The sequence below is a fragment of the Phycicoccus avicenniae genome, assembly GCF_018139485.1.
GTDB lineage: Bacteria > Actinomycetota > Actinomycetes > Actinomycetales > Dermatophilaceae > Phycicoccus > Phycicoccus avicenniae.
The window spans coordinates 34,933-61,686 of record NZ_JAGSNF010000002.1; the positions used below are offsets into that span (position 1 = coordinate 34,933).

22 protein-coding genes are annotated in these 26,754 nt (G+C 73.4%); 13 read left to right on the forward strand and 9 right to left on the reverse strand.

Annotated features, from left to right (window positions below; genetic code table 11):
- The first annotated feature begins 64 nt into the window (after window positions 1-64).
- From KC207_RS01870 to KC207_RS01885, 4 genes are all read left to right on the forward strand, one after another.
- Window positions 65-1,099: a LacI family DNA-binding transcriptional regulator gene (locus tag KC207_RS01870; protein ID WP_211601213.1), complete on the forward strand. Its 1,035-nt coding sequence runs from the start codon at window positions 65-67 to the stop codon at window positions 1,097-1,099.
- Window positions 1,096-1,773, forward strand: coding sequence for an L-ribulose-5-phosphate 4-epimerase (locus KC207_RS01875; RefSeq protein WP_211601214.1), 678 nt, complete (start codon window positions 1,096-1,098; stop codon window positions 1,771-1,773). Before KC207_RS01870 ends, KC207_RS01875 begins: the two co-directional genes overlap by 4 nt.
- Window positions 1,774-1,844: 71 nt before the next feature.
- Window positions 1,845-3,365 (forward strand): L-arabinose isomerase, encoded by a 1,521-nt coding sequence (gene araA / locus KC207_RS01880; protein ID WP_211601215.1) that lies wholly within the window; start codon window positions 1,845-1,847, stop codon window positions 3,363-3,365.
- A gap of 154 nt (window positions 3,366-3,519) precedes the next feature.
- Window positions 3,520-3,849 (forward strand): helix-turn-helix domain-containing protein, encoded by a 330-nt coding sequence (locus KC207_RS01885; RefSeq protein ID WP_211601216.1) that lies wholly within the window; start codon window positions 3,520-3,522, stop codon window positions 3,847-3,849.
- 19 nt (window positions 3,850-3,868) lie between these two features.
- Here the strand turns inward: KC207_RS01885 and KC207_RS01890 are convergent, their stop codons facing one another.
- On the reverse strand, window positions 3,869-4,465 hold the full coding sequence (locus KC207_RS01890; RefSeq protein ID WP_211601217.1) for a ClpP family protease: 597 nt from the start codon (window positions 4,463-4,465) through the stop codon (window positions 3,869-3,871).
- Window positions 4,462-5,079 carry a ClpP family protease gene (locus KC207_RS01895; RefSeq protein ID WP_211601218.1) on the reverse strand — a complete coding sequence of 206 codons (618 nt, stop codon included), beginning with the start codon at window positions 5,077-5,079 and terminating at the stop codon, window positions 4,462-4,464. The genes KC207_RS01890 and KC207_RS01895 overlap by 4 nt, the downstream gene beginning before the upstream one ends.
- Window positions 5,080-5,206: 127 nt before the next feature.
- Between KC207_RS01895 and KC207_RS01900 the strand changes: the two genes are divergently transcribed.
- The 7 genes from KC207_RS01900 to KC207_RS01930 all read left to right on the forward strand — a co-directional run bounded on the left by KC207_RS01900 (window position 5,207) and on the right by KC207_RS01930 (window position 16,747).
- On the forward strand, window positions 5,207-6,232 hold the full coding sequence (locus KC207_RS01900) for a LacI family DNA-binding transcriptional regulator (protein ID WP_211601219.1): 1,026 nt from the start codon (window positions 5,207-5,209) through the stop codon (window positions 6,230-6,232).
- Between the two features lie 199 nt (window positions 6,233-6,431).
- On the forward strand, window positions 6,432-8,552 hold the full coding sequence (locus KC207_RS01905; protein WP_211601220.1) for a glycoside hydrolase family 36 protein: 2,121 nt from the start codon (window positions 6,432-6,434) through the stop codon (window positions 8,550-8,552).
- Between the two features lie 42 nt (window positions 8,553-8,594).
- Window positions 8,595-9,929 carry an ABC transporter substrate-binding protein gene (locus KC207_RS01910; protein ID WP_211601221.1) on the forward strand — a complete coding sequence of 445 codons (1,335 nt, stop codon included), beginning with the start codon at window positions 8,595-8,597 and terminating at the stop codon, window positions 9,927-9,929.
- A gap of 73 nt (window positions 9,930-10,002) precedes the next feature.
- Window positions 10,003-10,962: a carbohydrate ABC transporter permease gene (locus KC207_RS01915; protein ID WP_249138500.1), complete on the forward strand. Its 960-nt coding sequence runs from the start codon at window positions 10,003-10,005 to the stop codon at window positions 10,960-10,962.
- The gene (locus tag KC207_RS01920) at window positions 10,959-11,858 is read left to right on the forward strand and encodes a carbohydrate ABC transporter permease (RefSeq protein WP_249138501.1); all 900 of its coding nucleotides are present in this window, start codon (window positions 10,959-10,961) and stop codon (window positions 11,856-11,858) included. The genes KC207_RS01915 and KC207_RS01920 overlap by 4 nt, the downstream gene beginning before the upstream one ends.
- 97 nt (window positions 11,859-11,955) lie before the next feature.
- Window positions 11,956-12,999: a LacI family DNA-binding transcriptional regulator gene (locus KC207_RS01925; RefSeq protein WP_211601222.1), complete on the forward strand. Its 1,044-nt coding sequence runs from the start codon at window positions 11,956-11,958 to the stop codon at window positions 12,997-12,999.
- A gap of 211 nt (window positions 13,000-13,210) precedes the next feature.
- Window positions 13,211-16,747 (forward strand): ricin-type beta-trefoil lectin domain protein, encoded by a 3,537-nt coding sequence (locus KC207_RS01930; protein WP_211601223.1) that lies wholly within the window; start codon window positions 13,211-13,213, stop codon window positions 16,745-16,747.
- Window positions 16,748-16,812: 65 nt separating this feature from the next.
- On the opposite strand, the gene KC207_RS01935 is transcribed toward KC207_RS01930, so the two are convergent.
- Window positions 16,813-17,610, reverse strand: coding sequence for an isocitrate lyase/PEP mutase family protein (locus tag KC207_RS01935; protein WP_211601224.1), 798 nt, complete (start codon window positions 17,608-17,610; stop codon window positions 16,813-16,815).
- A gap of 147 nt (window positions 17,611-17,757) precedes the next feature.
- On the opposite strand from KC207_RS01935, the gene KC207_RS01940 reads away from it, so the two are divergent.
- The gene (locus KC207_RS01940; protein ID WP_211601225.1) at window positions 17,758-19,548 is read left to right on the forward strand and encodes an ABC transporter ATP-binding protein; all 1,791 of its coding nucleotides are present in this window, start codon (window positions 17,758-17,760) and stop codon (window positions 19,546-19,548) included.
- A gap of 16 nt (window positions 19,549-19,564) precedes the next feature.
- Here the strand turns inward: KC207_RS01940 and KC207_RS01945 are convergent, their stop codons facing one another.
- The 5 genes from KC207_RS01945 to KC207_RS01965 all read right to left on the reverse strand — a co-directional run bounded on the left by KC207_RS01945 (window position 19,565) and on the right by KC207_RS01965 (window position 23,880).
- On the reverse strand, window positions 19,565-20,344 hold the full coding sequence (locus tag KC207_RS01945) for an anti-sigma factor (protein WP_211601226.1): 780 nt from the start codon (window positions 20,342-20,344) through the stop codon (window positions 19,565-19,567).
- Window positions 20,334-20,912, reverse strand: coding sequence for an RNA polymerase sigma factor (locus tag KC207_RS01950; RefSeq protein ID WP_367616018.1), 579 nt, complete (start codon window positions 20,910-20,912; stop codon window positions 20,334-20,336). The genes KC207_RS01945 and KC207_RS01950 overlap by 11 nt, the downstream gene beginning before the upstream one ends.
- Window positions 20,913-21,003: 91 nt before the next feature.
- Entirely contained in the window at window positions 21,004-21,681 is a 678-nt protein-coding gene (locus KC207_RS01955; protein ID WP_211601227.1) for a class F sortase, read from the reverse strand.
- A gap of 63 nt (window positions 21,682-21,744) precedes the next feature.
- Entirely contained in the window at window positions 21,745-22,575 is an 831-nt protein-coding gene (locus tag KC207_RS01960; protein WP_211601228.1) for a DUF4397 domain-containing protein, read from the reverse strand.
- Window positions 22,576-22,665: 90 nt separating this feature from the next.
- On the reverse strand, window positions 22,666-23,880 hold the full coding sequence (locus tag KC207_RS01965) for a cation:proton antiporter domain-containing protein (RefSeq protein ID WP_211601229.1): 1,215 nt from the start codon (window positions 23,878-23,880) through the stop codon (window positions 22,666-22,668).
- Window positions 23,881-24,035: 155 nt separating this feature from the next.
- Here KC207_RS01965 and nhaA point away from each other — a divergent pair, with 155 nt between their 5' ends.
- The gene (gene nhaA, locus KC207_RS01970) at window positions 24,036-25,271 is read left to right on the forward strand and encodes a Na+/H+ antiporter NhaA (protein ID WP_211601230.1); all 1,236 of its coding nucleotides are present in this window, start codon (window positions 24,036-24,038) and stop codon (window positions 25,269-25,271) included.
- A 16-nt stretch (window positions 25,272-25,287) separates the two neighbouring features.
- Here nhaA and KC207_RS01975 read toward each other — a convergent pair whose 3' ends face one another.
- Window positions 25,288-26,520 (reverse strand): TerC family protein, encoded by a 1,233-nt coding sequence (locus tag KC207_RS01975; RefSeq protein ID WP_211601231.1) that lies wholly within the window; start codon window positions 26,518-26,520, stop codon window positions 25,288-25,290.
- Between the last annotated feature and the right edge of the window lie 234 nt (window positions 26,521-26,754).

The window sequence follows — 26,754 nt, forward strand, 5'->3', positions numbered from 1 at the left end:
TCCTTCGGTCGGCGTTGACACCGTGAATGTTAGCGTTCACAATCGTCGCGGACAACGGAGGTCGATGATGACGGTCGAAGAGGGGCGCCGCCCCGTGCTGGCGGACGTCGCCCGGGTGGCGGGTGTCTCCCACCAGACCGTCTCGCGCGTCGTCAACGGCGCCGACCACATCCGTCCGGCGACCCGCGACAAGGTGCTCGCCGCCATCGACGAGCTCGGCTACCGGCCCAACACGACGGCTCGCGCGCTCGTCCGCGGACGCTCCGGGATCATCGGCGTCGTCGCGACCGCCGCCGTCGAGTTCGGCACGGCGAGCATCGAGCGGACCATCGAGCTCGCCGCGAGCGAGGCAGGCTTCCTCGCGACGTCGGTCAACCTGCCGGAGCTGACGCCCAAGGCGTTCGCCCGCGCGGCCGAGCACCTGCGCACCCTCGGGGTCGAGGCCGTCGTCATGGTCGTCGGGCACGACGAGGCGCTCCGGCTCGCCCGGGCCCAGACCGTCGGGGTCCCCGTCGTCATCGCCCAGGGCGACCTGGGGGAGGGGGCCGCCGGGGTCGGGGTCGACCAGGTGGCCGGCTCGCGCGCCGCGACGCGGCACCTGCTGGACCTCGGGCACCGGGCGGTCGTCCACGTGGCCGGCCCGCTCGACTGGGCGGAGGCCCGGGCCCGGCTCGAGGGCTGGCGCGCCACGATGCACGAGGCGGGTCTGGCCGCCGAGGACCCCCTCGTCGGCGACTGGAGCTCGCAGAGCGGCTACGAGGCGGGGCTCCTGCTCCGCGACCGCCCCGACGTCACCGGCGTCGTCGCCGCCAACGACCAGATGGCCCTCGGCGTGCTCCGCGCGCTCCACGAGACCGGTCGCCGGGTGCCCCACGACGTGAGCGTCGTCGGCTTCGACGACATCCCCGAGGCGGGCTACCTGCTCCCGCCGCTCACGACCGTGCGCCAGGACTTCGCCGCCATCGGCCGGCGGGCCGTCGAGACCGTCCGACACCTCGTCGACGGCGGCTCGCCCGAACCCGCCCCGCTGCTCGTCCCCGAGCTCGTCGTCCGCGAGAGCACCGCACCACCCACCCGTCCGAGGAGGACCCCCGCATGACCGCCGTCACCGACGTCCGCGACACGATCGCCGCCCTGCGGCGCACCGTGAGCGACCTGCACCGCGAGCTGACCCGCTACGGGCTCGTCGTGTGGACCGCGGGCAACGTCTCCGCCCGCGTCCCCGGGCACGACCTCATGGTCATCAAGCCGTCCGGGGTGTCCTACGACGACCTCACCCCGGAGTCGATGGTCGTCTGCGACCTCCACGGCGAGGTCGTCGAGGGCGACCGCGCCCCGTCCTCGGACACCGCCGCCGCGGCCTACGTCTACCGGCACATGCCCGAGGTGGGCGGTGTCGTGCACACCCACTCGACGTACGCCTGCGCCTGGGCGGCACGCGCCGAGCCGATCCCGTGCGTCCTCACGATGATGGCCGACGAGTTCGGCGGCGACATCCCCGTCGGCCCGTTCGCCCTCATCGGCGACGACTCGATCGGCCGCGGCATCGTCGAGACGCTGCGGGGGTCGAACAGCCGGGCCGTCCTCATGGCCGGGCACGGCCCGTTCACCATCGGCAAGGACGCGAAGGACGCCGTCAAGGCCGCCGTCATGCTCGAGGACGTCGCCCGCTCGGTCCACGTCTCGCGTCAGCTCGGCGAGCCGCAGCGGATCGCCGAGTCCGACGTCGCCTCCCTCTTCGACCGCTACCAGAACGTCTACGGCCAGCGCTGACCGCGCGCCGACTGCCTTCGCGTCCCGGCCGCGCCCCACCGACCCCGTCCCACCCGAGGAGCACCCACCACATGTCCAGCCCCCTGCCCGTCCGCCCGCTCACCGTCTGGTTCCTCACCGGCAGCCAGGAGCTCTACGGCGAGGAGACCCTCGCCCAGGTCGCCGACCAGTCGCGCGCCGTCGCCGAGCAGCTCGACGCCGAGGGCGACCTCTCGGCGAGCGTCGTGTGGAAGCCGGTCCTCAAGGACTCGGCGTCGGTCCACGCGATGATCCTCGCGGCGAACGCCGACCCGGACTGCGCCGGGGTCGTCACGTGGATGCACACCTTCTCGCCGGCGAAGATGTGGATCGCCGGCATGGACGCCCTCCGCAAGCCGATGCTGCACCTGCACACCCAGGCCGGCGCACAGCTGCCGTGGAGCTCCATCGACATGGACTTCATGAACCTCAACCAGGCCGCCCACGGCGACCGCGAGTTCGGCTACATCGGCGCCCGGCTCGGGGTGTCGCGGACCGTCGTGTCCGGCCACGTCTCGAACCCGGCCGTCCGCGAGCGCGTCGCGGCGTGGACCCGGGCGGCCCGGGGCGCGCACGAGCTGCGGACGATGCGCCTGGCCCGCTTCGGGGACAACATGCGCGAGGTCGCCGTCACCGAGGGCGACAAGGTCGAGGCCCAGCTGCGGTTCGGGGTGTCGGTCAACACCTACGGCGTCACCGAGCTCGCCGACCTCGTCGACTCCGCCCCCGCGGACGCGGTCGACGACATCGTCACCGACTACGTCGACCACTACGACGTCGCCGCCGAGCTGCTCCCGAGCGGCGAGCGGCACGAGTCGCTGCGCTACGGCGCCGCCATCGAGTGGGGCCTGCGGACCTTCCTCGAGGACGGGGGGTTCACGGCGTTCACGAGCAACTTCGAGGACCTCGGCGGCCTGCGCCAGCTGCCGGGCCTCGCGGTCCAGCGCCTCATGGCGGACGGCTACGGCTTCGGCGGCGAGGGCGACTGGAAGACCTCGGTCATGCTGCGGACGACGAAGGCCATGGCCGCCGGGCGACCGGGCGGCACGTCGTTCATGGAGGACTACACCTACGACCTGTCGACGCCGGGTGCGGAGAAGATCCTCGGCGCGCACATGCTCGAGGTGTGCCCGAGCATCGCCGCCGGCCGCCCGACGCTGGAGATCCACCCGCTCGGCATCGGCGGCCGCGAGGACCCCGTCCGGCTCCGGTTCACCGCCGCGCCCGCGACGGACGCCGTCGTCGTCGGCATCAGCGACATGGGCGACCGCTTCCGGCTCACCCTCAACGAGATCGACGTCGTCGAGCCGTCCGAGCCGCTGCCGAACCTGCCCGTCGCGTGCGCGGTGTGGGAGCCGAAGCCGGACTTCGCGACCTCGACCGAGTCGTGGATCCTCGCCGGCGGTCCGCACCACACCGTCCTCTCGACCGCCGTCGGCACGGCCGAGTTCCGTGAGCTCGCCGAGATGCTGCGCACCGAGCTCGTCGTCATCGACGGCGGCACGACCATCCCCGGGATGCGGGACTCCCTGCGCTGGAGCTCCGCGTACCACCGGCTCGCCGCCCGCCTCTGAGGCGCGGGCCCCGCAGACCCCGGCGGCGCGAGGACGCACCTGGGCCCCTCGCGCCGCCGGCCCCCGCGTCCGTCCCGCGCGCCGGCGCCCGGCCCCGGTCCGCTGTCGGCGGAACGGCGGCCGGGTGCCGCGGCAGCGGGTCTACCGTCGGTCCATGAGCGTCGTCGTCCCGCTGCACCGTCGTCCCGTCGCCTCCCGCGGTCCCGTCCCGCGTCCCCGCCCCGAGCCGCTGTGGCGCGAGGCGGTCGGCACCGAGCTGCGCGCCGAGCGGGCCGAGCGCGAGGAGCGGCTGGTCGACGTCGCGGGCCGCGCCGGGGTCTCGGTCCAGTACCTCTCGGAGGTCGAGCGCGGGCTCAAGGAGCCGTCCTCGGAGGTCCTGTCGGCCGTCGCCGGCGCCCTCGACCTCACCGTCGCCGAGCTCGCCGGCAGGGCGGCGACGCGGCTCGCCGGGGCGTCCGGCGGCGCCCCTTGCCTCGCCGCCTGAGCGTGCGCCCGCCGCCGGCTCACCCCCTCGGCCGGGCCCGGACGACCGCGTCGACGACGCCGTACTCGACGGCCGCCTCCGGGGTGAGGACGAGGTCGCGCTCGGTGTCGTCGCGGACCTGCTCCCGGCAGCGACCGGTGTGCAGGGCGAGCAGCTCCTCCTGCATCGTGCGGACCCGCTCCACCTCGTCGGCCTCGAGGATGAGGTCCGGGATCGTCCCGCGCCCCTCGGCGGCGGGCGCGTGGACGACGACCCGGGCGTGCGGGAGGATCCGGCGGCTGCCCGGCTCGCCGCCGGCGAGGAGGACGACGGCGCTCGCGACGGCCTGGCCGACGCACGTCGTCTCGACCGGGGCGCGGACGAACTGCATCGCGTCGTAGATCGCGAGGGTCGCCGGGATCTGCCCGCCGGGGGAGTTGAGGTAGAGGTTGATCGGACGGTCCGGGTCCTCGGTCTCGAGGTGGAGCAGCTGGGCGATGACGGCGTTCGCGACCCCGTCGTCGACGGGTGTCCCGAGGTAGACGACGCGGTCGGCGAGCAGCCGGCTCCAGATGTCGACGGTGCGCTCACCGAGCGGCGTGCGGGTCGTGACGTAGGGGATCGGGTAGGTGCTCACCGGACACCTCCGAGGCCGACGGTGCGCGCTCTGCTCGGCAGGACGTCGTCGAGACCGGAGACGACGGCGTCGACGAAGCCGTAGTCGAGGGCCTCCTGCGCGGTGAACCAGCGGTCCCGTCGCGAGTCGCGCTCGACCGTCTCCCGGTCCTGGCCGGTGTCCTGCGCGACGAGGCCGATGACGGTGTCCCGGGTCGCGCGCAGGTCCTCGGCCTGGATCGCGATGTCCATCGCCGTGCCGCCGATCCCGGCGGAGCCCTGGTGGAGGAGGACCTTGGAGTGCTCCATGGCGTAGCGCTTGCCCTTCGTCCCCGAGGAGAGGAGGAACTGGCCGGCGCTGTAGGCCATCCCGAGGTTGACGGTGCGGACGTCGTTCGGGACGGCCCGCATGCAGTCGCGGATCGCGAGCATGCCCGGCACCGAGCCACCGGGGGAGTTGACGAGGAGGTGGATGTCGGCGCGCGGGTCCTCGAGGGAGAGCAGGAGGAGGCCGTTGCAGAGCCGGTTGCTGTTCCAGTCCTCGAGGGGCTCCCCGAGGAGGAGGACGCGCTGCTCGAAGAGGCGCCGGCTCAGCTCGGCGTCGAGCGGATGGGTGGGGCGGGCGTGGTCGCTCATGGGACCGACGGTGCGGCATCGTCGACGTCGCCGGGAGGTGGTCCTGCCACGGGCGGATCCGCCCGGCGCGGAAGGGAGTCCCGGGGGTCGGCGGCTCCCACGGCGTCGACGGCACTACCGTGACCCCATGGCCGACCGCGAGCGTCCCCGCGCGCCGACGCTCTCCGACGTCGCGCGCGCGGCCGGGGTGTCGGTCCCGACGGTCTCCCGTGTGCTCAACTCCACGGTCCCCGTGAGCGAGGCCAAGCGGACCCTCGTCGAGCAGGCGGTGCGCGACCTCGGCTACCGGCCCAACCCGGCCGCCCAGTCCCTCGTGCGCGGCACCCGGTCCCTCGTCGCCGTCGTCGCCTCCGACACGACCCGGTTCGGTTACGCGATGACGATCCAGGGCATCGAGGAGGAGGCCCGCAAGGCGGGGATCGCCGTCGCGATCTCGGTCGTCGAGACCGCGGACCCCGACGTCATCGAGCGGGCCACCGACCTGCTGCTCGGCCAGGCGCTCACGGGGGTCATCGTCATCGAGTTCGACGAGGCCGGCCAGGCGGCGCTGCGCGCGCTCCCGCCGCACGTCCCCGTCGTCGCGACGGCACCGGTGGCGCGGCGGGACGGGGTGACCCGGGTCCTCCTCGACGACGAGACCCCGGGCCGGGAGGCCACGGAGTACCTCCTCGGGCTGGGGCACCGCACGGTCCACCACGTCGCGATCCCGGTCGTCGGGCGCCCCATCGGCCGGGTCGTCGGGTGGCGTGCGGCGCTCGAGGCCGCCGGCGCACCCGTCCCCGAGGTGGAGCAGGCGGACTGGACCCCGCTCTCCGGGTACGAGGCCGGACGCCGGCTCGCGTCGCGGCCCGAGGTGACCGCGGTGCTCTGCGGCAACGACGAGCTCGCGATGGGCGTGCTCCGTGCCATGGCCGAGGCCGGGCGGCGGGTCCCCGAGGACGTCTCCGTCATGGGCTTCGACGACCTCGCGGTCAGCGCCTTCACCCTGCCGCCGCTCTCGACCGTCGCCCAGGACTTCCACGAGCTCGGGCGCCTGGCCTTCCGGGCGCTCGGCGAGGTCGCCGACGGGCGGCCCGTCCGACGTGGCCGCCGGGTCCGCGCCGAGCTCGTCATCCGGGACAGCACCGGTCCCGCGCCGACCCCGGTCGCCTGACGACGGATGTTCCCACGCGGGGCTGCCGCGCCGGGACGCGCTGCCGACCACCCCCGCGCGTCGACGACCGCTGTCCGATCCCGGTGGGTCCTTCACCGGCGGCGTGATGAAAACGTTAATCAGAATCTTCTGGGAAGCTCTTGACGCGGACATCTGATCAACGTTTTCATGGCGAGACACCGCGCAAAGGAGCACGACAGTGGAACAGACCGTGACGATGGACGGAGCCGAGCTGACGCTCGCGCTGTCCCTCGCCGACGACCGGCCCGCGCGCATCGTCGCGCTGGGCACCCCCGCCCCCGACAATGCCGCCGACGCCCCGGCGCAGCCGCTCGTCGAGCTGCTGGCCGTCGGCCACGGGCGGGCCCACATGAACACGACGCACCACAACACGCTCGTCGGGCAGCGTCTGCGGCCCGTGTCGCACAGCGTCCGCGAGGTCGGCGACTGGTGCGTGCTCGAGGTCGTGCAGCGGGACGCCGCCACCGGCCTCGTCGTGACGAGCCACCTGCGCAGCGCGCGGGGGGCGGCCGCTCTCCAGGCCTGGACGACGGTGCACAACGACGGAGCCGAGCGCGTGGTCCTCGAGGCCGTCTCCAGCCTGGCCCTCGGGTCGTTCCTGCGGCCGGGGGAGGCGCTCGCCGACGTCAGCCACCTCACCGGCCGCAGCACGTGGGTCGGGGAGGCCCGCTACCGGCTCGAGGACCTCGGTGCCGACGACGCCCTCGTCGACCTCGACCTCCCGCGGCACCAGGACCAGGACCGGCGTGACGCCGTCGTCCTCGGGTCGGCCGGGTCCTGGTCGTCGGCGACGTGGATGCCGAGCGGAGCGCTCCTGCACCGCCCCAGCGGTCGGGCCCTCGCCTGGCAGGTCGAGCACAACGGCTCCTGGACCGTCGAGCTGTCCGAGCGGACGACGCCGGAGCACCGCGAGCTGACCTTCCTGGCCACCGGGCCGACCGACGAGCACGAGTGGCGGCACGTCCTCGAGCCGGGCGCGACCATGACGAGCGTCCCGGTCTCCGTCGCCGTCGCGGACGGCGGGACCGACGGCGCCTTCGCCGAGCTCACCCGCCACCGGCGCCGCCTGCTCGACGAGCGTCGCCCCGGGCCGCTGCCGATGCCGGTCGTCTTCAACGACTACATGAACACCCTCATGGGGGACCCGACGACGGACAAGCTGCTCCCGCTCGTCGACGCCGCCGCGGAGGCGGGCGCGGAGTACTTCTGCATCGACGCCGGCTGGTACGCCCAGGACGGCGGCTGGTGGTCGACGGTGGGGGAGTGGGAGCCCGCGACGTGGCGCTTCCCCGGAGGCCTCGAGGAGGTCCTCGCGCACATCCGCTCCCGCGGCATGGTCCCGGGGCTGTGGCTCGAGCCGGAGGTCATCGGCGTCGACAGCCCGCTCGCGGCCACCCTTCCCGACGAGGCCTTCCTGCGCCGGGAGGGCGTGCGGATCGTCGAGCACGGACGCCACCTGCTCGACCTGCGTGACCCCTCCGCCCGCAAGCACCTCGACAGCGTCGTCGACCGGCTCGTCGACGACCTCGGCGCCGGGTTCTTCAAGCTCGACTACAACGTCACCCCCGGCCGGGGGGTCGACGGTCCGGCGAGCAGCCCCGGCGGCAACCTGCTCGGTCACCAGCAGGCGGTCCTGGACTGGCTCGACGACCTCGCGGCGCGGCACCCGCAGGTGCTCCTCGAGTCGTGCGCCAGTGGGGGCATGCGCCAGGACTTCGCCACCGTGTCGCGCTGCAACGTGCAGTCGACCTCCGACCAGCAGGACTTCCTGCGCTACCCCCCGATCGCGGCCGCCTCCATGCTCACCCTGCTCCCCGAGCAGGCCGGCATCTGGGCCTACCCGCAGGCCGAGATGGACTCCGACGAGATGGCCTTCACCCTCGCCGGCGCACTCCTCGGCCGCCTCTATCTCTCCGGACACCTCGACCTGATGCAGCCGCACCAGCGCGAGCTCGTCCGGGAGGCCGTCGCGGCGCACCGGTCCCTCCGGGACCTGCTGCCCGAGACGGTGCCGGTGCTGCCCTGGGGCGCGCCGGGCTGGACGGACCCCTGGGTCTGCCTCGCCCTCCGTGGGCGGGAGGAGACCCTCCTCACCCTGTGGCGCCGCCCCGGCGCCGACAGCACCGCGACGGTGCCGCTGCCCTGGCTGGCCGGCGCCGAGACGTCCGTCGAGACCGTGTTCCCGGTCGTGAGCGACGACCCCTGGACGACCGACTGGTCGCCCGGGGCCGGCGAGCTCCGGGTCCACACCCCCGCCACGACCCCCCAGGCCCGGGTCCTCCGGATCAGGCAGGCCTGACCGTCCTCACCCCGAGGACACCGACAGAACAAAGGAGTTCCCATGAAGACCGCCCGCACCCTCCCCGCACTCCTGGTGGGCGCAGCGCTGCTGCTCCCCGCCGCGTGCTCCGACCCCGGGGCGAGCACCGCCGACACCGGCTCCGGCGACTCGGCCGCCGCCGAGTGGCCCGAGGCGACCGCCGACCTCGCCGGCACCGAGCTGACGATCTGGGCCGCCCAGAACTCGAACACCGTCCCGGAGGCCGTCGTCGCCGCCTTCGAGGAGGCCACCGGCGCGAGCGTCGAGGTCGAGACCATCCCGGACCCCTACGAGCAGAGCGTCCAGACCCGTGTCGCCACCGGCGACAAGCCGGACCTCGCGTTCTGGCAGCCGACCGGCTCGCAGCTGTCGGCCCTCAACGCGACGCAGAACCTCCAGCCGCTCGACGACGCCCCCTACCTCGAGAACTACAAGCCCGAGCTGCGCGACCTCACCGGCATGCTCGACGACACGCGCTACGCGGCCCTCATCAAGAGCCCCGCGGTCATCGGCGTGTACTACAACAAGGAGGTGCTCGAGGAGAACGGCATCACCGAGACCCCGACGAGCTTCGACGACATGGTCGAGACCGGTCGTGAGCTCCAGGAGGCCGGCGTCACGCCGTTCTTCGAGATGGGCGGTGACCGCTGGGCCACCCAGTGGTGGGTCCAGGTCCAGCTCGCCGACGCCGCCGCCGACGGTCTGTGGGACGAGATCAACGCGAACGAGACCTCGTTCACCGACCCGGTCGTGCTCGACACGATCGACACCTACCAGGGCCTCGTCGAGGACGGCCTGTTCAACGAGGACTACAAGACCGCCACGTTCGAGGACGAGGGCGACGCCCTCCTCGCCGGCGACGTCGCGATGGTCGTCCAGGTGAACTCCTTCTTCGGGCAGCTCCAGAGCAAGGCCGACACCGCCGAGCTCGACGAGAAGATCGGCTACTTCCCGATCTCCCCGGGCGGCAACGTCGGGACGAACATCCCGGACCAGAGCAACGCCCTCGTCGCCTTCGCGACGGGTGACGACGACCGGGAGGCGGCCGCGCGCCAGCTCCTCAACTACTGGCTCAGCGAGGGCTACCCGACCTTCGTCGAGGACCAGCAGACCGTCTCGCTGCAGACCGAGGTCCCGAACCCGGACGGCGTCCCGGAGGCCCTGATCTCCGAGAACGAGGCCCTCGCGGACTCGGTCGGCTCGATGCAGTCGCTGGCCGTCGCCAACCCCGACCTGTACATCTACCTCGCCGACATGCTGCAGGGTGCGACCACCCCGCAGGAGGTCGCCGAGCAGACCCAGGCCCAGTTCGCCGAGCTCGCCCGCGCCCAGGGCGTCGAGGCCTTCGACGAGTGACCCGACGGGGTGCCGGCGGCGGGTCCGCCGGCACCCCCTCGGCCCAGGTCGACACGAGACAGGAGCTGCTGCAATGGCGCAAGGCACCGAGGTGCGGGAGAGGTCCGCCACGCCCTCCGCACCGTCCGCCCGACGGGGCCCCCGGCTGTTCGGGCCCGCCGACCCACGGCACGCGTCGTCCTACCCGGTCTCCTTCCTCCTGCCGGCGTTCGCGGTCCTGCTCGTCTTCTTCTTCCTCCCCACGGTCTACAACTTCGTCTACGCCTTCACGGACTGGTCCTCGTTCAAGGCCGAGATCAACTTCGTCGGCGCGGACAATTTCGAGCGGTTGTTGAGCAACGGCGACCTGCTGCGGGCCCTGCGGATCACCGTCGTGTACGCCGTGCTCGTCGCCCTCTTCCAGAACCTCTTCGGTCTGCTCCTCGCCGTGCTCCTCGAGAACGACACCCGGGTCAACCGGCTCAGCCGGGTCTTCCTCTTCATCCCGGTCCTCATGTCGGCGCTCGCCGTCGGGTACATCTTCCAGGCCCTCCTCAAGCCGGACGGTGCCCTCAACGCGGTCCTCACCCGGGTGAGCGGCGACGAGGTGAGCACGGCCTGGCTCGGCAGCACGACGTGGACCATCGTCGTCGTCGCCGTCATCCACGGCTGGAAGTGGATGGGTCTGTCGATGCTCATCTACCTCGCGGGCCTCAAGACGATCGACGGCCAGCTCATCGAGGCCTCGAAGCTCGACGGCACGACGGCGTGGCAGCGGTTCGTCCACGTACGCTTCCCGCTCCTGGCGCCGGCGGTCACGTTCAACGTCGCCACCGCGCTGCTCGGGTCGCTCAACAGCTTCGACATCGTCCAGGCGACGACCGGCGGTGGCCCGGCCCGCAGCACCGAGCTGCTCAACATCTTCATCTACCGCACCTTCGGGCAAGGCCTGTTCGCGCAGGCCACGACCATGAGCCTCGTGCTCTTCCTCACGGTCGCGCTCATGGCCTTCCCGGTCGTGGGGCTGCTCCGCCGACGGGAGAACGTCCTGTGACCACCTCGACCACCACGACCGGAGCGGTCTCCTCGACGAGGGCCGCCACCGCCCCCCGGCGCCCACGACGGGACCGTGTCCGGGGCTGGGACCGGGTCCAGCCCGTCGTCGCCGTCCTCGTCGTCGTCCTGCTGCTCGGCGTCCCGCTCTGGATGGTCGTCGTCACCTCCGCCAAGCCGCAGGCCGAGGCGCAGAACCCCAACCTCGCCCTGCCGCAGCAGTGGCAGATGCTCGAGAACTACCGGACGGTCTGGGAGGACGGGCGGGTCCTCGACGCGTTCGTCGGCAGCGCCCTCATCCTCGCGCCGACGATCGCGATCGTGCTCACGGTCGGCTCGCTCGCGTCGTGGATCCTCGCCCGTCGCGGGGGCCGGGTGCTCGCCGTCGTCTACGCGATCGGGATCAGCGGCATCGTCCTGCCTCCCGCCGTCGTCACCGTCGTGCTGCTCCTGCGCCAGCTGGGGATCGACGGGACGATCCCCGGCATGGTCGGGGTGTACGTCGGCATGTACCTCTCGACCGTCATCTTCTTCGTCACCGGCTTCGTGCGCACGGTCCCGCCGGAGCTCGAGGAGGCCGCCCGGGTCGACGGGGCCAAGCCGCTCACCGTCTTCTTCCGGATCATCCTGCCGCTGCTGCGGCCGGTCCTCGCGACGGCGACGATCCTCATCAGCCTCTACGTGTGGAACGACGTCTTCTACGCCTTCTTCGTCGTCGGCGGCCGGGTCGACACCCTCCCGCTCAACCTCTTCCAGGTCGCCAGCGCCGGGCTCTACCTCGAGAACTGGCACCTCATCTTCGCCTACGTCGTCCTCATGAGCCTGCCGTTGCTCGTCGTCTTCGCGGTGGCCCAGCGGCGGATCATCTCGGGGGTGACGAGCGGCGCGGTGAAGTGACGTCGGCACGGGCGCGGACCCGCCTCGCCCCACGTGCGCGACTGCGCCTCGTGGCACGAGCGCGGACGCGCCTCGCCCCACGTGCGCACAATGGGGTGTGACCACGACCTCGTCAGGCACGCCGGACGCGGGGCGCAAGCGCACGGCGAACATCCGTGACGTCGCGGCGACCGCGGGGGTGTCCTACCAGACCGTCTCCCGGGTGCTCAACGACGCACCCAACGTCCGCGAGGAGACGCGCGCCCGCGTCCTCGCGGCGATCGAGGAGCACGGCTTCCGCCCGAGCCGCGCCGCCCGGTCGCTCAACTACGGCCGGCGCGGCGCGGTCACCGTCGTCACTGCGGACACCCGGCTCTTCGGCCACGCGAGCACGCTGCGCGGGATCGAGGAGGCCGCGCGGGCCGTCGGGGACAGCGTCGCGATCAGCGTCGTCGAGTCCGTCGAGGAGGAGCAGGTCCGCCGGCTCGTCGACCAGGTGTGCGATCCCAGCGCGGGTGCGGTCGTCGTCATCGCGTTCGACCCCGTCGTCTTCGCCCTCCTCGAGCACGTGCCGGACGACGTCCCGGTCGTCGTCGCCGCCGAGCCGGGGTCGCACGACCCCGGCCGCCCCTCGCTGTCCCTCCAGGAGCGGGACGCCGCCGCCGAGGCGACCCGGCACCTGCTCGAGCTCGGTCACCGCACGGTCCACCACGTCGCCATCCCCTCGGAGGGGCGCATCGCCGGCCGCCAGCAGGGCTGGGTCGACGCGCTCACCACCGCGGGCGCGCCGGTGCCGGAGGTCGTCGTCGCCGGCTGGCAGCTCGCGGACGCGTACGACGCCGGGACCGGGCTCGCGGCACGGGACGACGTGACCGCGGTCTTCTGCGGCAACGACGACGTCGCCCTCGCCGTGTCCCGGGCGATGCACGACGCCGGCCGGTCGGTCCCGGGGGACGTGAGCGTCGTGGGGTTCGACGACGTGCCGTTCGCGGCGTTCCTCACCCCGCCGCTGACGACGGTGCGGATGGACTTCGTCGCGCTCGGGCGGGCGGCGCACGCGATGGCGACGACGGTCGCCGGTGGCGGCACGCCCGTCGCGCCCGGCCTCCCGTCACCCGGGCTCGTCGTCCGCGGCTCGACGGCGCCGCCGCCGCGCCGCTGACGAGCGGACCCGCCGGTCCACGGCCGGACGAGGGGTTGACGTGACCGAGGTCGTGGGTGACACTCGTCGCGGAATGTGACTAGTCACAATCTGTTCGACCGGCCAACGGCGCCTGGTCCGACCGACGGGGTCCGTCGGCACGGCCCCGCCGCTCCAGGCGTCCCGCCTGCCGGCCGCCCGCCCCTGCACGACCCGTCGGAGGAGACCAGCAGTGACGCTGAGACAGCACGTAGCGAGAAGCACCGCGGGGGCCACGGCCCTCGTCGTCGGTGCCGGACTCATGGGGGCGGTCGCCACCCCGGCGGCCGGCGCCGAGGGAGACGTCCTGCGCGGGGTCGCCAGCGACCTGTGCATCACCGTCCCGGACGGAGGGGCGGGCGAGATCCTCACCCTCCAGTCCTGCGACGGCGGCCCCACGCAGCAGTGGGTCGAGACCGCGGACGGCGAGCTCGCCGCGCCCGGTGACCTCTGCATGGACCTCGCCGCCGCACCGGACGCGGGGACCCGCGTCGTGGCCGCCGACTGCGACGGGTCCGACACCCAGCAGTGGGACGTCCTCGAGGACCTCACGATCCAGAGCGGTGCCGACGGGCGGCTCTGCGTCGACGCCTGGCAGGCGGCCACGACCCCCGGCACCGAGATCGCCACGTGGTGGTGCTCGGGCGCCCCGAACCAGCTGTGGGAGCGCACCGTCGAGCCCGCGACCCCCTCGGTCGTCGTGGACCTCGCCGACAGCACCGGCCCGATCCACGGCGGCGCCACCGGCGTCCTCTACGGGATGAGCGACGACGGCGTCCCCAGCGACGACCTCGTCGCAGGCCAGCGGCCCCGCACCCTGGCCCAGAAGCCGCCGAACGGTGACCAGCACCCCAACGGTGACGTCCTCGACATCTCCGACGCCTTCTTCGACAACGGCGGCGAGCAGATGGTCGTCTACATGCAGGACGTCTACAGCCGGTGGCCCTACCAGGAGCCGGACGACATCCAGGCCGACTACCTGCCGAAGATCCGGCAGCAGATGCAGGCCGTCATCGACTCCGGCCTGCCCATGGAGAAGTTCGCCTGGGTCCCGTTCAACGAGCCCGACGGCATCTGGTACCAGAACTGGGGCGGCGGTGAGCGCGAGAACTTCCTCCGCGACTGGGACGCCGCGTACGAGGTCATCCGCGAGATGGACCCCGACGCCGTCATCGTCGGGCCGAACGAGGCCGTGTGGCACGCCGACCGGGTCCGTGACCTCATGACCCACGCGCAGGAGGCCGGCACGCTGCCGGACGTCATGGCGTGGCACGAGCTCGGGACCGGCTCGCTCGGCTCGCGGGGCTACCGCGCGCACTTCGAGGAGTACCGGCAGCTCGAGCGCGACCTCGGGATCGACCCGCTGCCGATCAACATCGACGAGTACGGCAACCGCCACGACATGGGCAACCCGGGCCGCCTCATCCAGTGGCTCTCGATGTTCGAGGACACCAAGGTCGACGGTGACATGGCGTTCTGGACCTACGCCGGCAACCTGTCCGACCACGCCGTCCAGACGGCGATGGCCAACGGCGGCTGGTGGCTCAACAAGTGGTACTCCGACCTCTCGGGCCACACCGTCGCGTTGACGCCGGAGGCCGTCCGGCCGGACACCCTCCAGGGGATCGCCGCGCTCGACGAGTCCAAGCGCCTCGCGACCGTGCTCGTCGGCGGCAACGACGACGGCGGCGTGCTCCGGGTGCAGAACATGCCGGCCGACGTCCTCGGTGACACCGTCGACGTCTTCGTCGAGTCGACCGACGTCACCGGCCAGGAGGGCGAGGCCTCGTCCCCCATGGTCGACTCCGTCACCCGGATGACGGTCACCGACGGCGGCATCGAGGTGCCCGTCCCCGCCGACGCGCAGTCGGCGTACCGGGTGAGCATCGTGCCCGCCGCCGGGGACGCCCCGGCCGAGCCCGACGCCGTGTGGTCGGCCTCCTACGAGGCCGAGGACGCGACCCTCGTCGACGCGCAGGCCTACTCCCAGACCGGCGACTGGAGCTATGCCGCCTCCGGTCTGGCGGACGTGGGCTCGTTCAACCGGCCCTCGTCGCGGGTGACCTTCGACGTGGAGGTCCCGGCGGACGGGACCTACGAGCTCGGCGTCATCGCGGGCAACGACAAGACGTGGAGCCAGCACGCGCTGTACGTCGACGACGCGTACGTCGGCCGGGTCACCTACTCGGCGACCCTCGGCTGGACCTACCGGGCCCGGGCCGAGGTGCAGGTCGACCTGTCCGCCGGCGCCCACGAGGTGTCGCTGCGCGCCACGGGCCCGGACGGTCCCCTCGACGTGAACTACGACGTCACGCTGGACCGTCTCGACGTCTCGGTGCCCGAGCCGGAGGAGCTGACCTTCCCGCTGTGGCAGGCGCGCCTCTCCGGTGACGTCTCCGTCGACCACTCGAGCACCGACCGTCCGGTCACGCTGGAGGCCGACGCGGCCGCCCAGCTCTTCGTCGGCGCCCCGGCGGACGGGTACTACGACCTCGTCCGGTCCGGCAGTGCGGAGAATGACGGCACGCTCGAGGTCCTCGTCTCGGGCCGGGACCTCGGGGGCGAGGCCGGCGCCGTGCCGGCCGGCGAGGGGACCGTCTCGACGACGGTCTTCCTCCACCGCGGGGTCAACGAGGTGCGGCTCACCAACACCGGCGGCACGCCGGTGACGGTGTCCTCCCTCTCGACGGTCCGCAACACCGACGCCGACGACGCCACCGTCGCGGTCGAGGCCGAGGACCTACAGGTGCAGGGCGAGGCCGCGACGGCGTCGAGCCGGTGGGCATCCGGTGGGACCTACGTCGGTGACGTCGGCCAGGACGGCTCGCTCGTCTGGGAGCGTCCGGACGGTGTCGACGCCGGTGAGTACGTGCTCACCGTCGGGTACGCCAACGCCGAGGTCAACCTCGGTCACCCGTACAACACCGACGTCGTGACGCGCTTCGTCGACACGACCGAGGCCGGCGGGGACACCACCCGGTCGCCGTACCGCCACAACTACACGTGGGACGGTTTCTGGGACGTCTCCTCCGACCTCGACCTCACGACCGACGACGGTGCCCTCACCTTCGCCCGGTCGGACGGGTCCGCGCCGAACATCGACCGCCTGTCGCTGTCGCCGTTCACGCTGGGCACGACGGTCGACGTCGAGGGCCCGGAGCCCACCGACTCGGTGGGTCCGGTGGTGACGGTCAAGGACGGTGAGCGGTTCACGGTGGGCCGGGACGGGACGTACTCGAAGGTCTCGTTCACGCTCCACGACGTGGACGGTCTCGTGGACCGGCTCACGCTCAACGGGGTCGAGAAGGACCTCACGGACGACGCGTGGTCGGACCTGAACTTCGTCACCCCGGGCATGTTCGGGGCGGTCGAGGGCGCGAACACTCTCGTGGTGTACGACGTCGCGGGGAACGCCACGACGGTGGAGTTCACCCTGGACGTCACGGCTCCGACGGTGACGGTCAAGGACGGTGAGCGGTTCACCGACGTGGTGAACGCGAAGAAGAACCGGTACCGGATGGTGTCCTTCAAGCTCCACGACGCCGGGAAGGTCGACACGGTCGTCCTCAACGGGGTCGAGAAGGGCCTGAGCGACAACGCGTGGTCGGACCTGAACTTCGTGAAGGTCGGGGCGTTCGGCGCGGTCAAGGGTGAGAACACCCTCGTCGTGCACGACGTCGCCGGGAACACCACCACGGTCGAGTTCGAGCTGCGCAAGCCCAAGGAGTAGCGGGACGGCAGTCCCGCGGACGCCGCCACGACCTCTGTCGTGGCGGCGTCCGTCGTGTGGCGGGGTCAGTGGAAGGCGCGGGCCCTCACCGCCGGGTCGAGGTCACGGTCCAGGTGCGGGTATCGACCCTCGGTGAGGAGCGTGGTGCCGAGGTCGACGAGGGCCCCGTAGGCGGCCCAGGCGAGGGCGCCGCCGGTGGACACCCGCCGGACGCCGAGGGCGGCGAGCGCCCCGACGTCGGGGGTGCCCGGCTGCGCGAGGACGTTGACCGGCGCGCCGGTCTCGCGGACGAGGCGGGCGAGGTCCTCGGGCCGGGTGACGCCGGGTGCGTACACGACGTCGGCCCCGGCCTCCTGGTAGGCCCGCAGCCGGGCGACGGTGTCGTCGAGGTCGTCGCCGCCGTAGAGGTGGCTCTCGGCGCGTGCCGTGACGACGAGGCCGCGCTCCGCGGCCGCCGCCGTCACCGCCGCGACGGCCTCGACCGCTCGGTCGAGGGGGACGACCGCGCCGGCGCCGGGGTCGTAGTCCTCGACGGACAGGCCGGCGGCCCCGGCGTCGGCGAGCAGCTGCACCGTGCGGGCGGCGCCGCCCGGCTCGTCGGGGAAGCAGCGTTCGGCGTCGACGGAGAGCGGGACGTCGACCGCGGCGGCGAGGTCGGCCACGTGGGCGAGGAGCTCGTCCCGGCGGACGGTCTGGTCACCGCGGCCCCGGGTCGCTGCCAGCCCGGAGCTCGTCGTCGCGAGCGCGCGGAAGCCGACGTCCTCGAGGAGCCGGGCGGACCCGACGTCCCACGGGTTGGGCATGACGAAGATGCCGTCCTCGTGGAGGGTGGCGAAGCGGCGGGTGGTCTCGGTCGCGGTCATGCGAGCAGTCTCGCGCTCGCCGGGGACACCCGGCCGGTCACGCCCGGTCGCGAACGGGGCCCGTCCGTCGGTTAGGTTTACCTAAGTCATCGTCGCGCCCGGCCGCCACCCGTGCCGACGTCGCCCGCTCCGTGCCCGAGGACCCCTTTGCCCGACCTGCCCGACCCGCCCGCCGGCCCACCCCGACCGATCGCCGCCCTCTGGGAGCGCTACCGCCGGTACAGAACCCGGTTCGTCCTCGCCGTCGTCGTCTCGGCGGTCAACAAGGTCGCCGACATCGTCCCGGAGCTCCTCATCGGCGCGGCCGTCGACGTCGTCGTCCGGGGTGACGACTCGTTCGTCGCCGGCCTGCTCGGGGTGGAGAGCCGCGAGGCGCAGCTCGTGTGGCTCGCGGTCGTCAACGCGGTGGTCTGGCTCGTCGAGTCCGCGTCCGAGTACGTCTCGGCCCTGCTGTTCCGGGGCCTCGCGCAGTCCGTCGAGCACGACCTGCGGGTCGAGGCCTACGACCACGCCCAGCGGCTCGACCTGCGCTGGCACGAGGCGCGGGCCTCGGGCGCGACCCTCGCGACGGTCAACGACGACGTCAACCAGCTCGAGCGGCTCCTCGACGTCGGCGTCCCGGCGATCTGGCAGACCGTCCTCAACGTCGTCCTCGTCGGCATCGTCTTCGCGGTGGCGTCCTGGCAGCTGCTCGTCCTCGCTTTCCTGCCGATCCCGCTCATCGTCGTCGCCTCGCTGCGCTACCAGCGTCTCCTCGAGCCGTACTACCTCCGGGTGCGCGAGGCCGTGGCGCGGATGTCGGGCGTCGTGTCGGCCAACCTCGGCGGGCTGCCGACGATCAAGGCCTTCACGGCGGAGGACCGCGAGCGCGACCGGGTCATCGAAGCCTCCGACGAGTATCGCCGGGCCAACGTCGACACGATCCGCTGGTCCGCCGCCTTCGTCCCGCTCGTGCGGGTCGCGATCCTCGCGGGCTTCACCGCGACGCTGCTCGTCGGCGGCCTCTCGGTGCTCGAGGGAACCCTCGAGGTCGGCCTGTACTCCGTCCTCGTCTTCATGACCCAGCGTCTGCTCTGGCCGCTCACCGAGGTCGCGACCGTGCTCGACCTCTACCAGCGGGGGCGCGCGTCGACCGCGCGGATCCTCGCCCTGCTCGCCGTCCCGGTCGAGGTCGACGAGGGGCGGCGCGTGCTCGACACCCCGGTCCGGGGCCGGCTAGAGCTGCGCGGGGTGCGCGCGGGCTACGGCGACGGGCCGGACGTCCTGCGCGACGTCGACATCGTCGTCCCCGAGGGCGAGACGCACGCCCTCGTCGGCCCGACGGGCGCCGGGAAGTCGACGGTGCTGCGCCTCCTCCTGCGCTACGACGACCCGCGCGAGGGCGCCGTCCTCCTCGACGACGTCGACGTCCGGCAGCTGACGTGGGGCTCGCTGCGCGGGTCCGTCGGCTACGTCGCCCAGGACGTGCACCTCTTCGCGGGCTCGGTCGCGGAGAACCTCGAGTACGCCCGGCCGGGCGCCTCCCGCGACGAGCTGGGGACGGCCGTCGCGCAGGCGGCGGCCACCGACGTCGTGGACCGGCTGCCCGGCGGGCTCGACGGGGAGGTGGGCGAACGGGGGCTCACCCTGTCCGGCGGTCAGCGCCAGCGGCTGGCCCTCGCCCGGGCCCTCCTGCGGCGGCCCGCCGTCCTCCTCCTCGACGAGGCGACGAGCGCCGTCGACACCGAGACCGAGGCCGCGATCCAACGCTCGGTCCGCGAGGCGAGCGCGGGCCGGACCGCCCTCGTCGTCGCGCACCGGCTCTCGACGGTGCGGCGGGCCGACCGGATCTGGGTTCTCGAGGCCGGCCGGGTCGTCGAGTCCGGGACGCACGACGACCTCGTCGCGGCCGGTGGCACCTACGCCGGGCTGTGGGCCGTCCAGATCGGCGAGGGGTGAGGCGGACCCGCATCGCTCAGAGGCGGAGGGTGCCCCGGGCCACGCTGTCACCGGAGTGCTGCGGCTGGTCGTCGAACTCCTCGCGGGAGATGTCGACGACGACGTAGCCCTGGTCCAGCAGGTCCTGCGAGATCGCGAACCGCTGCGACGCCTCACCCGGGCGCAGCACGCCCAGCGAGACCATCCGGGTGAGGTCCTCGGTGATGAGCCACACCTCGAGGTATCCGCCGTCGTCCTCGAGGTCTTCGGTGCTCACGTCGAGGTCGAGCCCACCCGCGACCCGGACGGCGTCGGCACTGCCGCGGCGCGTCCCGTCGTCGAGGGTCTCGAGGGTCGTCGCCGCGAGCACGGCCTCGTCTCCGGTGCCGGTGTCGGGTCCGACCCAGCCCCGCCCGACCCCGCCGAGCACGATGCCGACGACGACGGCGGCGGCGAGCCACCACGGGGAGACCGCGCGGACGAACGAGCCCCGACGTGGGGAGGACGCCGGGTGGGACCGGGGCGACCCGGACGACGAGGTCGCCTCCGGTCCCCGCGCCGGGAGGTCACCGGGGTGGGCGGAGCCGCGGTCGTCCTCGTCGAGGGCGGACCGGATCGCCGCCCACACCGACGGGGGAGGGGAGGTGAGCCCGGCGTCACCCTCACGCAGCAGCTCGGCCGTCGCGCGCAGGCCCTCGACCTCTGCCGCGCACCGGGGGCAGCCTGCGACGTGGTCGGTGACCCGGGGGGTGACCGACCCGCCGGTGGCGAGGGCGGCGAGCGCGTCCTCGTCGGGGTGCCAGGTCTCAGGCGTCATCTCGGGTCACCTCCTCCAGGTGCGTGCGGAGCGCGGCGAGTCCGCGCCGGATGTGGCTCTTGACGGTGCCCAGCGGCAGGTCGAGCCGGCGTGCGACCTCCTCGTGGGTGAGTTCGTCGACGACGGCCAGGCGGATGGCACTGGCCCGGGGCTCGCCGAGATGCTCGAGCGCGTCGGCGAGCAGGAGGCGGGCGGCGAGCCGGTCGTCGACCGGCGGAGGTCCGGCACGCCCCGGGTCCTGCGCGGCGACCGCGTCGGCGTCCCGCGCGGCCCGCGCCCGGGCCGCGTGGACGTCGGCGACGCGGTGCCGGGTGATCCCGACCAGCCACCCCGGGACCGAGCCCCGGTCGGGATCCAGCGTGTGCCGGCCGCGCCAGGCGGCGACGAACACCTGCTGGGTGACGTCCTCGGCGTCGTGGTGGTCCCCGAGCGAGCGCAGGGCGAGGGTGTGCACGAGGCCGGACCAGCGGGTGTAGGCCTCCTCGAGCGCCCCGCGGTCGCCGGCTCGGAGCCGGACCGCGAGGTCGTCGGGGTCGTCGGGCGAGTCGCGCACCACCGTCAGCGCCACGTCCCGGAGCCTACTGGCCGGTGCGGGGGCCCGCCCAGGGGCGACGGTCGCCCCGGACGGGGCGCCGGCGACGGCACGCGGGGACACGGCCTCACCCGATCGGTCGCGCCGTGACGACGACGTTGTCGGTGTGCGCCCGCAGCTCCGGGACGTACTCCCCGCCACACGTCACGAGGACGAGCAGGGGGTCCCCGTCGCGCGCGAAGATGCGGTCGACGGGGAGGGACTGCTTGCGGATCGACTCGCGCCCGACGACCTCGTACGCGTGGGCTGTCCCGTCGGCGTCGACGACCTCGACGCGCATGCCCTCCTCGGCTCCGAGCAACGGGGCGAGGGCGCCGGGACCGTCCTCGCGCGTCGCGACGTGCCCGGCGATGACGGTGTGCCCGGCGGGGTCCGCGGGGACCGCGCCGAAGCGGTACCAACCGACCGAGGTCGGCTCCGCGGGGATCGTCATCGAGCCGTCCGCCTCCACGCCGACACCGCGCACGTCCGCCTCGACGCCCAGGTCGGGGATGCTCAGCGCCGTGGGCGCGGCGCCGCGGGACCTCGCGACCGACTCCGGGTCCGCGGGCCGGGCGACGGCGCGCACCGACGGGCGTGGGGTCGGGGTGGCCGCGGGTTCCGAGAGCGCCGCGACCCCGTCGCCCGCCACCGGGGCGGGGCGAGTGGCCGCCCAGGAGGCGAGCCCGCCCGTGGCGAGCAGCGCGACGACCGCGGCGGCGAGAGCGCCGTGGCGCCAGCGGCTCGAGGGGTCCGACGAGGACATGGAGGTCTCCTGAGGACAGCGGGCGGGTGGCCGTGGCCACCCGCCCGCCGTGGGTGGTCCGGGTCAGGCGCGGCTGCGGGCGCGGGCGCCCATACCGAGCGCGGCGACGGCCGCGAGGAGCGCGATGCCGCCGAGCAGGACCGGGGTGGTGTCGGCCGGCAGCGCCGCCGTGCCCGACGGGACGCCGGACGGGGAGGAGTGCAGGCCGTCGATCGTCTGGACCGCGAGGGCGAGGTTCTCGTCCTCCGCGGAGCCCCAGGCGTACACGATCGTCGCGGCACCCTCGGCGACGTCGACGTCGGCCGGGCCGATGACCGGGTCGGTCGTGCCCTCGAGGGCGACGGCGGCCGAGACGGTGCCGGCCGGGAGGTCGGCCTGCTCCTCGTTCGGGTTCGTCAGGCCGGTGAAGACGGGGTCGCCGCCGGCGAGCACGTCGACCGCGGGGGCCGCCGCGGTGTGCCGGACGACGAGGCGACCCTCACCGGCGGCGGTCGGCTCGACGTCGTTGACGAACGGGGTGAGGGTCGGGGTACCGCCCTCGTCCAGGTGGGCGGCGACGCTGATGTTCGCGCCGCCCGGGACCTCGACCCCGGTCGCCTCGATGGCCGGGTCGCCCGACGGGTCGTCCCCGGCCGGGAAGACGGCGAGGTTGTACGTCCCGCCCGGGAGGGACACCGGGTCGGTGACGGTGCCGGGCTCGAAGTCGGTGAGGAGGGCCTCGTCGGCCGTGTACTCCTCGTCGGCGCTGCCGTACACGTCGACGGTGAGGTCGGGGACCGCGTGGACGACGACGACGCTGGCGTCGTCGGACTCCGCGGCGGTCGCGGGGCCCGCGAGGGCCAGGGGGAGCGTGGCGACCGCGGTGGCCGCCGTCAGGGCGAGTGCTCGGCGCATGACGAACCTTTCTCGGGGGTGGCTGACACTCCCTCTTCCACGGCGGGCGCGTCCGTGGATGCACTCTGTCGAGACTTTGTCGAACTTCTCTCACGCAGTCGGTGTCGCCCCCGCCGCCCGGCGGTACAGCCGTCGTCCGGGCGCGGACGTGACGCCGTGGACGACCGTGCTCGCCGCGACGACGAGGCTGCCCGCGGCCCAGACCCGAGGGTCCGCGACGCCCTCCTCTGCGGTGAGGGACAGGTAGAAGAGGGCGCTCACCCCGACCGGGCCGAACCAGCCGAGGAACAGGGCGTCGGGAAGGCGCAGGCCGAGCGGGCGGGCGAGCGCGAGCAGCACCGGGAGGCGACGCAGCAGCAGGACGCCGACCGGGAGCAGCACCGCGCCCCACCCGAGGTCGGCCCACGCCGACCAGGGCAGGGCGGTCCCGAGCAGGAGGAAGAGCGGCAGCACGAGGTAGCGGTTGACCCCTTCGTCGACGGTGTTCTGCGGCCCGACCTCGTCGTCGGCGACGACCCAGTTGTAGGCGAGCCCGGCGACGAACACCGAGAGGACCCCGTCGGCCTCGAGCACGCGGGCGACGCCGAGGACGGCGACGGCGAGGACGAGGGTGAACACGAGGGAGGCGCCCGGGTCGACGTCCGAGTGCCGCAGGGCGTAGGCGACCGCCCGCCCGGCGACGAGACCGACGCCGAGACCGACCGCGACCCCGACGAGCACCTGGTACCCGCCGTCGAGGAGCGAGGACCCCACCGACCCTCCGGTGGCGAGTGCGACCGCGACGAGGACGAGCGGCAGGGCCAGCCCGTCGTTCGTCCCCGACTCGCTGGACAGCAGCTGCCGGAGGCGGACGGGAAGGTGCTCCTCGGCCGGCCGGCCGGTGACGACGCTCGAGGCGAGGACCGGGTCGGTCGGGCAGATGCACGCGCCGACGACGAGCGCCACGGCGAGGGGGACACCGAGGGTCGCCCACACGAGGCCGGCGGACAGGGCAGCCATCCCGAGCATGCCGGCGGTGACGAGCGCGACGGTCGGGGTGACGACCCCACGCAGCCGCCGCACGGGGAACCGCAGCCCGACACCGACGAGCGACACGGCGAGCAGGACCCGGCTCCCCTCGAGAAGCAGCGTCGACCCCTCGCCGGGTCCGTCCACCCAGCCGAGCGCGGCCGGCCCGACGGCCGCACCGACGACGAGGGCGAGCAGCGGCTCGCTCACCGGCAGGTCCCGGATCCGGCTCGAGACGGCGGCGAGCAGCACGGCGAGCGTGCCGACGACGGCGTACGTGACGTGCAGGTCCTCCACGCGCTCCTCCTCGGGTCCGGGCCGCGGCTCGGCCCCTGTCCTCGACCCGTACCCGGGAGCAGGGGCGGTGATCCCTCCCGGCCGGCTCCCAGGTCCGTCCGGGACAATGGCGGACGCCCCGCCGAGCCAAGTGCGGGACCGACGAGAGGCCGGCCGTGACGACCGACCACCCGCGCGACGCCAGGACGTCGCGAGCCCTGAAGGACTTTCTCCACGACGAGGCGGCGGGGGGTGTCGTCCTCGTCCTCGCGGCCGTCGCCGCCGTGATCTGGGCCAACAGCCCGTTCGCCGACGGCTACGTCGCGTTCTGGGACCGCGAGCTGACGGTCGGCGGGGGCGGCGCTGCCATCACGGAGGACCTGCAGCACTGGGTCAACGACGGGCTGATGGCGCTGTTCTTCTTCGTCGTCGGCCTGGAGATCAAGCGCGAGCTCGTCACCGGCGAGCTGCGGGACCGGCGCGCCGCCACCCTGCCCGCGGTCGCCGCGGTCGGCGGCTTCGTGCTTCCGGCGGTCATCTTCCTCGCGCTCGCCCCGGACGACGCGCTCGCCGGGTGGGGCATCCCCGTCGCGACCGACATCGCCTTCGCGGTCGGTGTCCTCGCGCTGCTCGGCTCGCGGGTCCCCGCCGGGGCGAAGCTGCTGCTGCTCACCGTCGCCATCGTCGACGACATCATGGCGATCACCGTCATCGCCGCGTTCTACACCGACACCGTGGCCCTCGCCTGGCTGGCCGGTGCGGTCCTCGGGCTCGGGGTCGTCGTCCTGCTCCGCCGTCTCGGTGTCACGGCGATCTGGCCGTACGTGCTCGTCGGTGTGGCCGTCTGGGTCGCCACTCTGGAGTCCGGTGTCCACGCGACGATCGCCGGGGTGGCCCTCGGCTTGCTCACCCCGACCGGCCGGGTCGGCGGTCGCGACGTCCTCGACCTGTTCGAGCACCGGCTGCACCCGGTCTCGGTCTTCCTCGTCGTGCCGCTCTTCGCGCTCGCGAACGCGGGCGTCGACTTCCGCGACGGCGCGCTCGGCGAGGCGATGGGCAGCTCGCTCACGTGGGCGGTCGCCCTCGGGCTGCTCCTCGGCAAGGTCGTAGGCGTCGGGGTGGCCGTGTGGCTGTGCCTGCGCACCGGAGTGGGCCGACTGCCCGAGGGGGTCGAACGGATGCACGTCCTCGGGGTCGCCGCGGCGGCGGGCATCGGGTTCACCGTGTCGCTCTTCATCTCCGAGCTCGCGTACGACGACGCGGGCCTCGTGCAGACGGCCAAGGTCGGCATCTTCACCGGCTCGCTCCTGGCGGCGCTGCTGAGCGTCGGCTTGCTGCTCGCGGCCGCCCGACGGGAGTCGACGGACGGCGACGACAGTCGGGCCGAGGAGGCTGCCGGGCGCCGCTCCTGACCGGCGGGCGTCCCGGTCAGGAGCGGGGCGGAAGGATCTTCGTCGGGCCCATCGGCTCGGCCTCGCCCCGCTCGACGGCGCCGTCGTGGCTGTCGCGGACCCTCTCCAGCAGCTCCATGAGGTCCTCCTCCTCGCGGGCCTTCTGCGTGTACTTCGGACCGAGCGACGCGATCTGGTCGCGCTCGGCGAGGAGGAGCCGGAAGATCCGCTCCCGCTCCTGCGGGTCCTGGGTGTACTCGCTGTCGAGGTAGGACGCGGCGTGCCGGCGGGCGTTGGCGATCGCGGTCCGCGCCTTGCCGGCCGGGCTGTACAGCGAGGCGACGACCGTCACCGCCAGCACCCCGATGATGACGCCGAGCGAGAGGCCGGTCCCGACCTCGGCGACCTCGACCGGCTCGCCCCCGTTGATGAACGGGACGTTGTTCTCGTGCAGCGCGTGGAGGACGAGCTTGACGCCGATGAACGCGAGGATCGCGGCGAGCCCGTAGGAGAGGTAGACGAGCCGGTCGAGCAGCCCCTCGATGAGGAAGAAGAGCTGCCGTAGCCCGAGCAGCGAGAACGCGACCGCCGTGAAGACGATGTACGTGTTCTGGGTCAGCCCGAAGATCGCCGGGATGGAGTCGAAGGCGAAGAGGATGTCGGTGCCGCCGATCGCGACCATGACGAGGAGCATCGGGGTCATCGCCCGCCGGCCGTCCTGCACCGTGAACAGCTTGTCGCCGTCGTAGTGCTCCGTCGTCGGGATGACCTTGCGCGCGGTGCGCACGACGACGTTGTCGGCGCCGTGGTCCTCCTCCTCGGGCTTGAGCATGTTCCCGGCGGTGACGAGCAGGACGATCCCGAAGAGGTAGAACACCCACGCGAAGGAGTCGATGAGCGTCGCGCCGAGCAGGATGAACCCGGTGCGGGCCACGAGGGCGAAGGCGATGCCGAAGAGCAGGACCTTCTGCTGGTCCTCCCGGGGCACCCGGAAGCTCGCCATGATGATGAGGAAGACGAAGAGGTTGTCGACCGAGAGCGCCTTCTCGGTGAGGTAGCCCGCGAAGTACTCCCCGCCGGCCGTCCCGCCACCGACGACGAGGACCCCGAGGCCGAAGAGGACCGCGATGCCGACGTAGAGCGCGGACCAGACCGCCGCCTCCCGCAGCGTCGGCACGTGGGCCTTGCGGACGTGGAAGAAGAAGTCGAACAGCAGCAACCCGATGATCGCCGCGACCGTGGCGATCCAGACGACGGGGGAGACGTCCATGCCGGGCTCCTTCGGGGACGAGATGGGACGGTCCTCGTCAGCCTAGGGCCGCGAGGGCCCGACGGCCGTGCGAGGCCCGGCGAGGACCGTCCCGGAGGTCTCCCCTCGTCACTTCCCGCTGTAGACCGGGAAGGCGCTGGCCTCGCCGTAGTCCTTCATCTCGATGCCGCGCAGGGTGGTCATGTCCTCGTCGGTGATGACGAAGTCGAGGTCGGCGTTGGAGCGCATGTGGTC

What these genes read in the sequence shown, in the direction of transcription:
- KC207_RS01960 (WP_211601228.1), bottom strand. Translation starts at nt 22,575, where the DNA reads ATGCGCCGAGCACTCGCCCTGACGGCGGCCACCGCGGTCGCCACGCTC.
- araA (WP_211601215.1), top strand. Translation starts at nt 1,845, where the DNA reads ATGTCCAGCCCCCTGCCCGTCCGCCCGCTCACCGTCTGGTTCCTCACC.
- KC207_RS01900 (WP_211601219.1), top strand. Translation starts at nt 5,207, where the DNA reads ATGGCCGACCGCGAGCGTCCCCGCGCGCCGACGCTCTCCGACGTCGCG.
- KC207_RS01935 (WP_211601224.1), bottom strand. Translation starts at nt 17,610, where the DNA reads ATGACCGCGACCGAGACCACCCGCCGCTTCGCCACCCTCCACGAGGAC.
- KC207_RS01870 (WP_211601213.1), top strand. Translation starts at nt 65, where the DNA reads ATGATGACGGTCGAAGAGGGGCGCCGCCCCGTGCTGGCGGACGTCGCC.
- KC207_RS01975 (WP_211601231.1), bottom strand. Translation starts at nt 26,520, where the DNA reads ATGGACGTCTCCCCCGTCGTCTGGATCGCCACGGTCGCGGCGATCATC.
- KC207_RS01895 (WP_211601218.1), bottom strand. Translation starts at nt 5,079, where the DNA reads ATGAGCGACCACGCCCGCCCCACCCATCCGCTCGACGCCGAGCTGAGC.
- KC207_RS01885 (WP_211601216.1), top strand. Translation starts at nt 3,520, where the DNA reads ATGAGCGTCGTCGTCCCGCTGCACCGTCGTCCCGTCGCCTCCCGCGGT.
- KC207_RS01945 (WP_211601226.1), bottom strand. Translation starts at nt 20,344, where the DNA reads ATGACGCCTGAGACCTGGCACCCCGACGAGGACGCGCTCGCCGCCCTC.
- KC207_RS01910 (WP_211601221.1), top strand. Translation starts at nt 8,595, where the DNA reads ATGAAGACCGCCCGCACCCTCCCCGCACTCCTGGTGGGCGCAGCGCTG.
- KC207_RS01875 (WP_211601214.1), top strand. Translation starts at nt 1,096, where the DNA reads ATGACCGCCGTCACCGACGTCCGCGACACGATCGCCGCCCTGCGGCGC.
- KC207_RS01915 (WP_249138500.1), top strand. Translation starts at nt 10,003, where the DNA reads ATGGCGCAAGGCACCGAGGTGCGGGAGAGGTCCGCCACGCCCTCCGCA.
- KC207_RS01955 (WP_211601227.1), bottom strand. Translation starts at nt 21,681, where the DNA reads ATGTCCTCGTCGGACCCCTCGAGCCGCTGGCGCCACGGCGCTCTCGCC.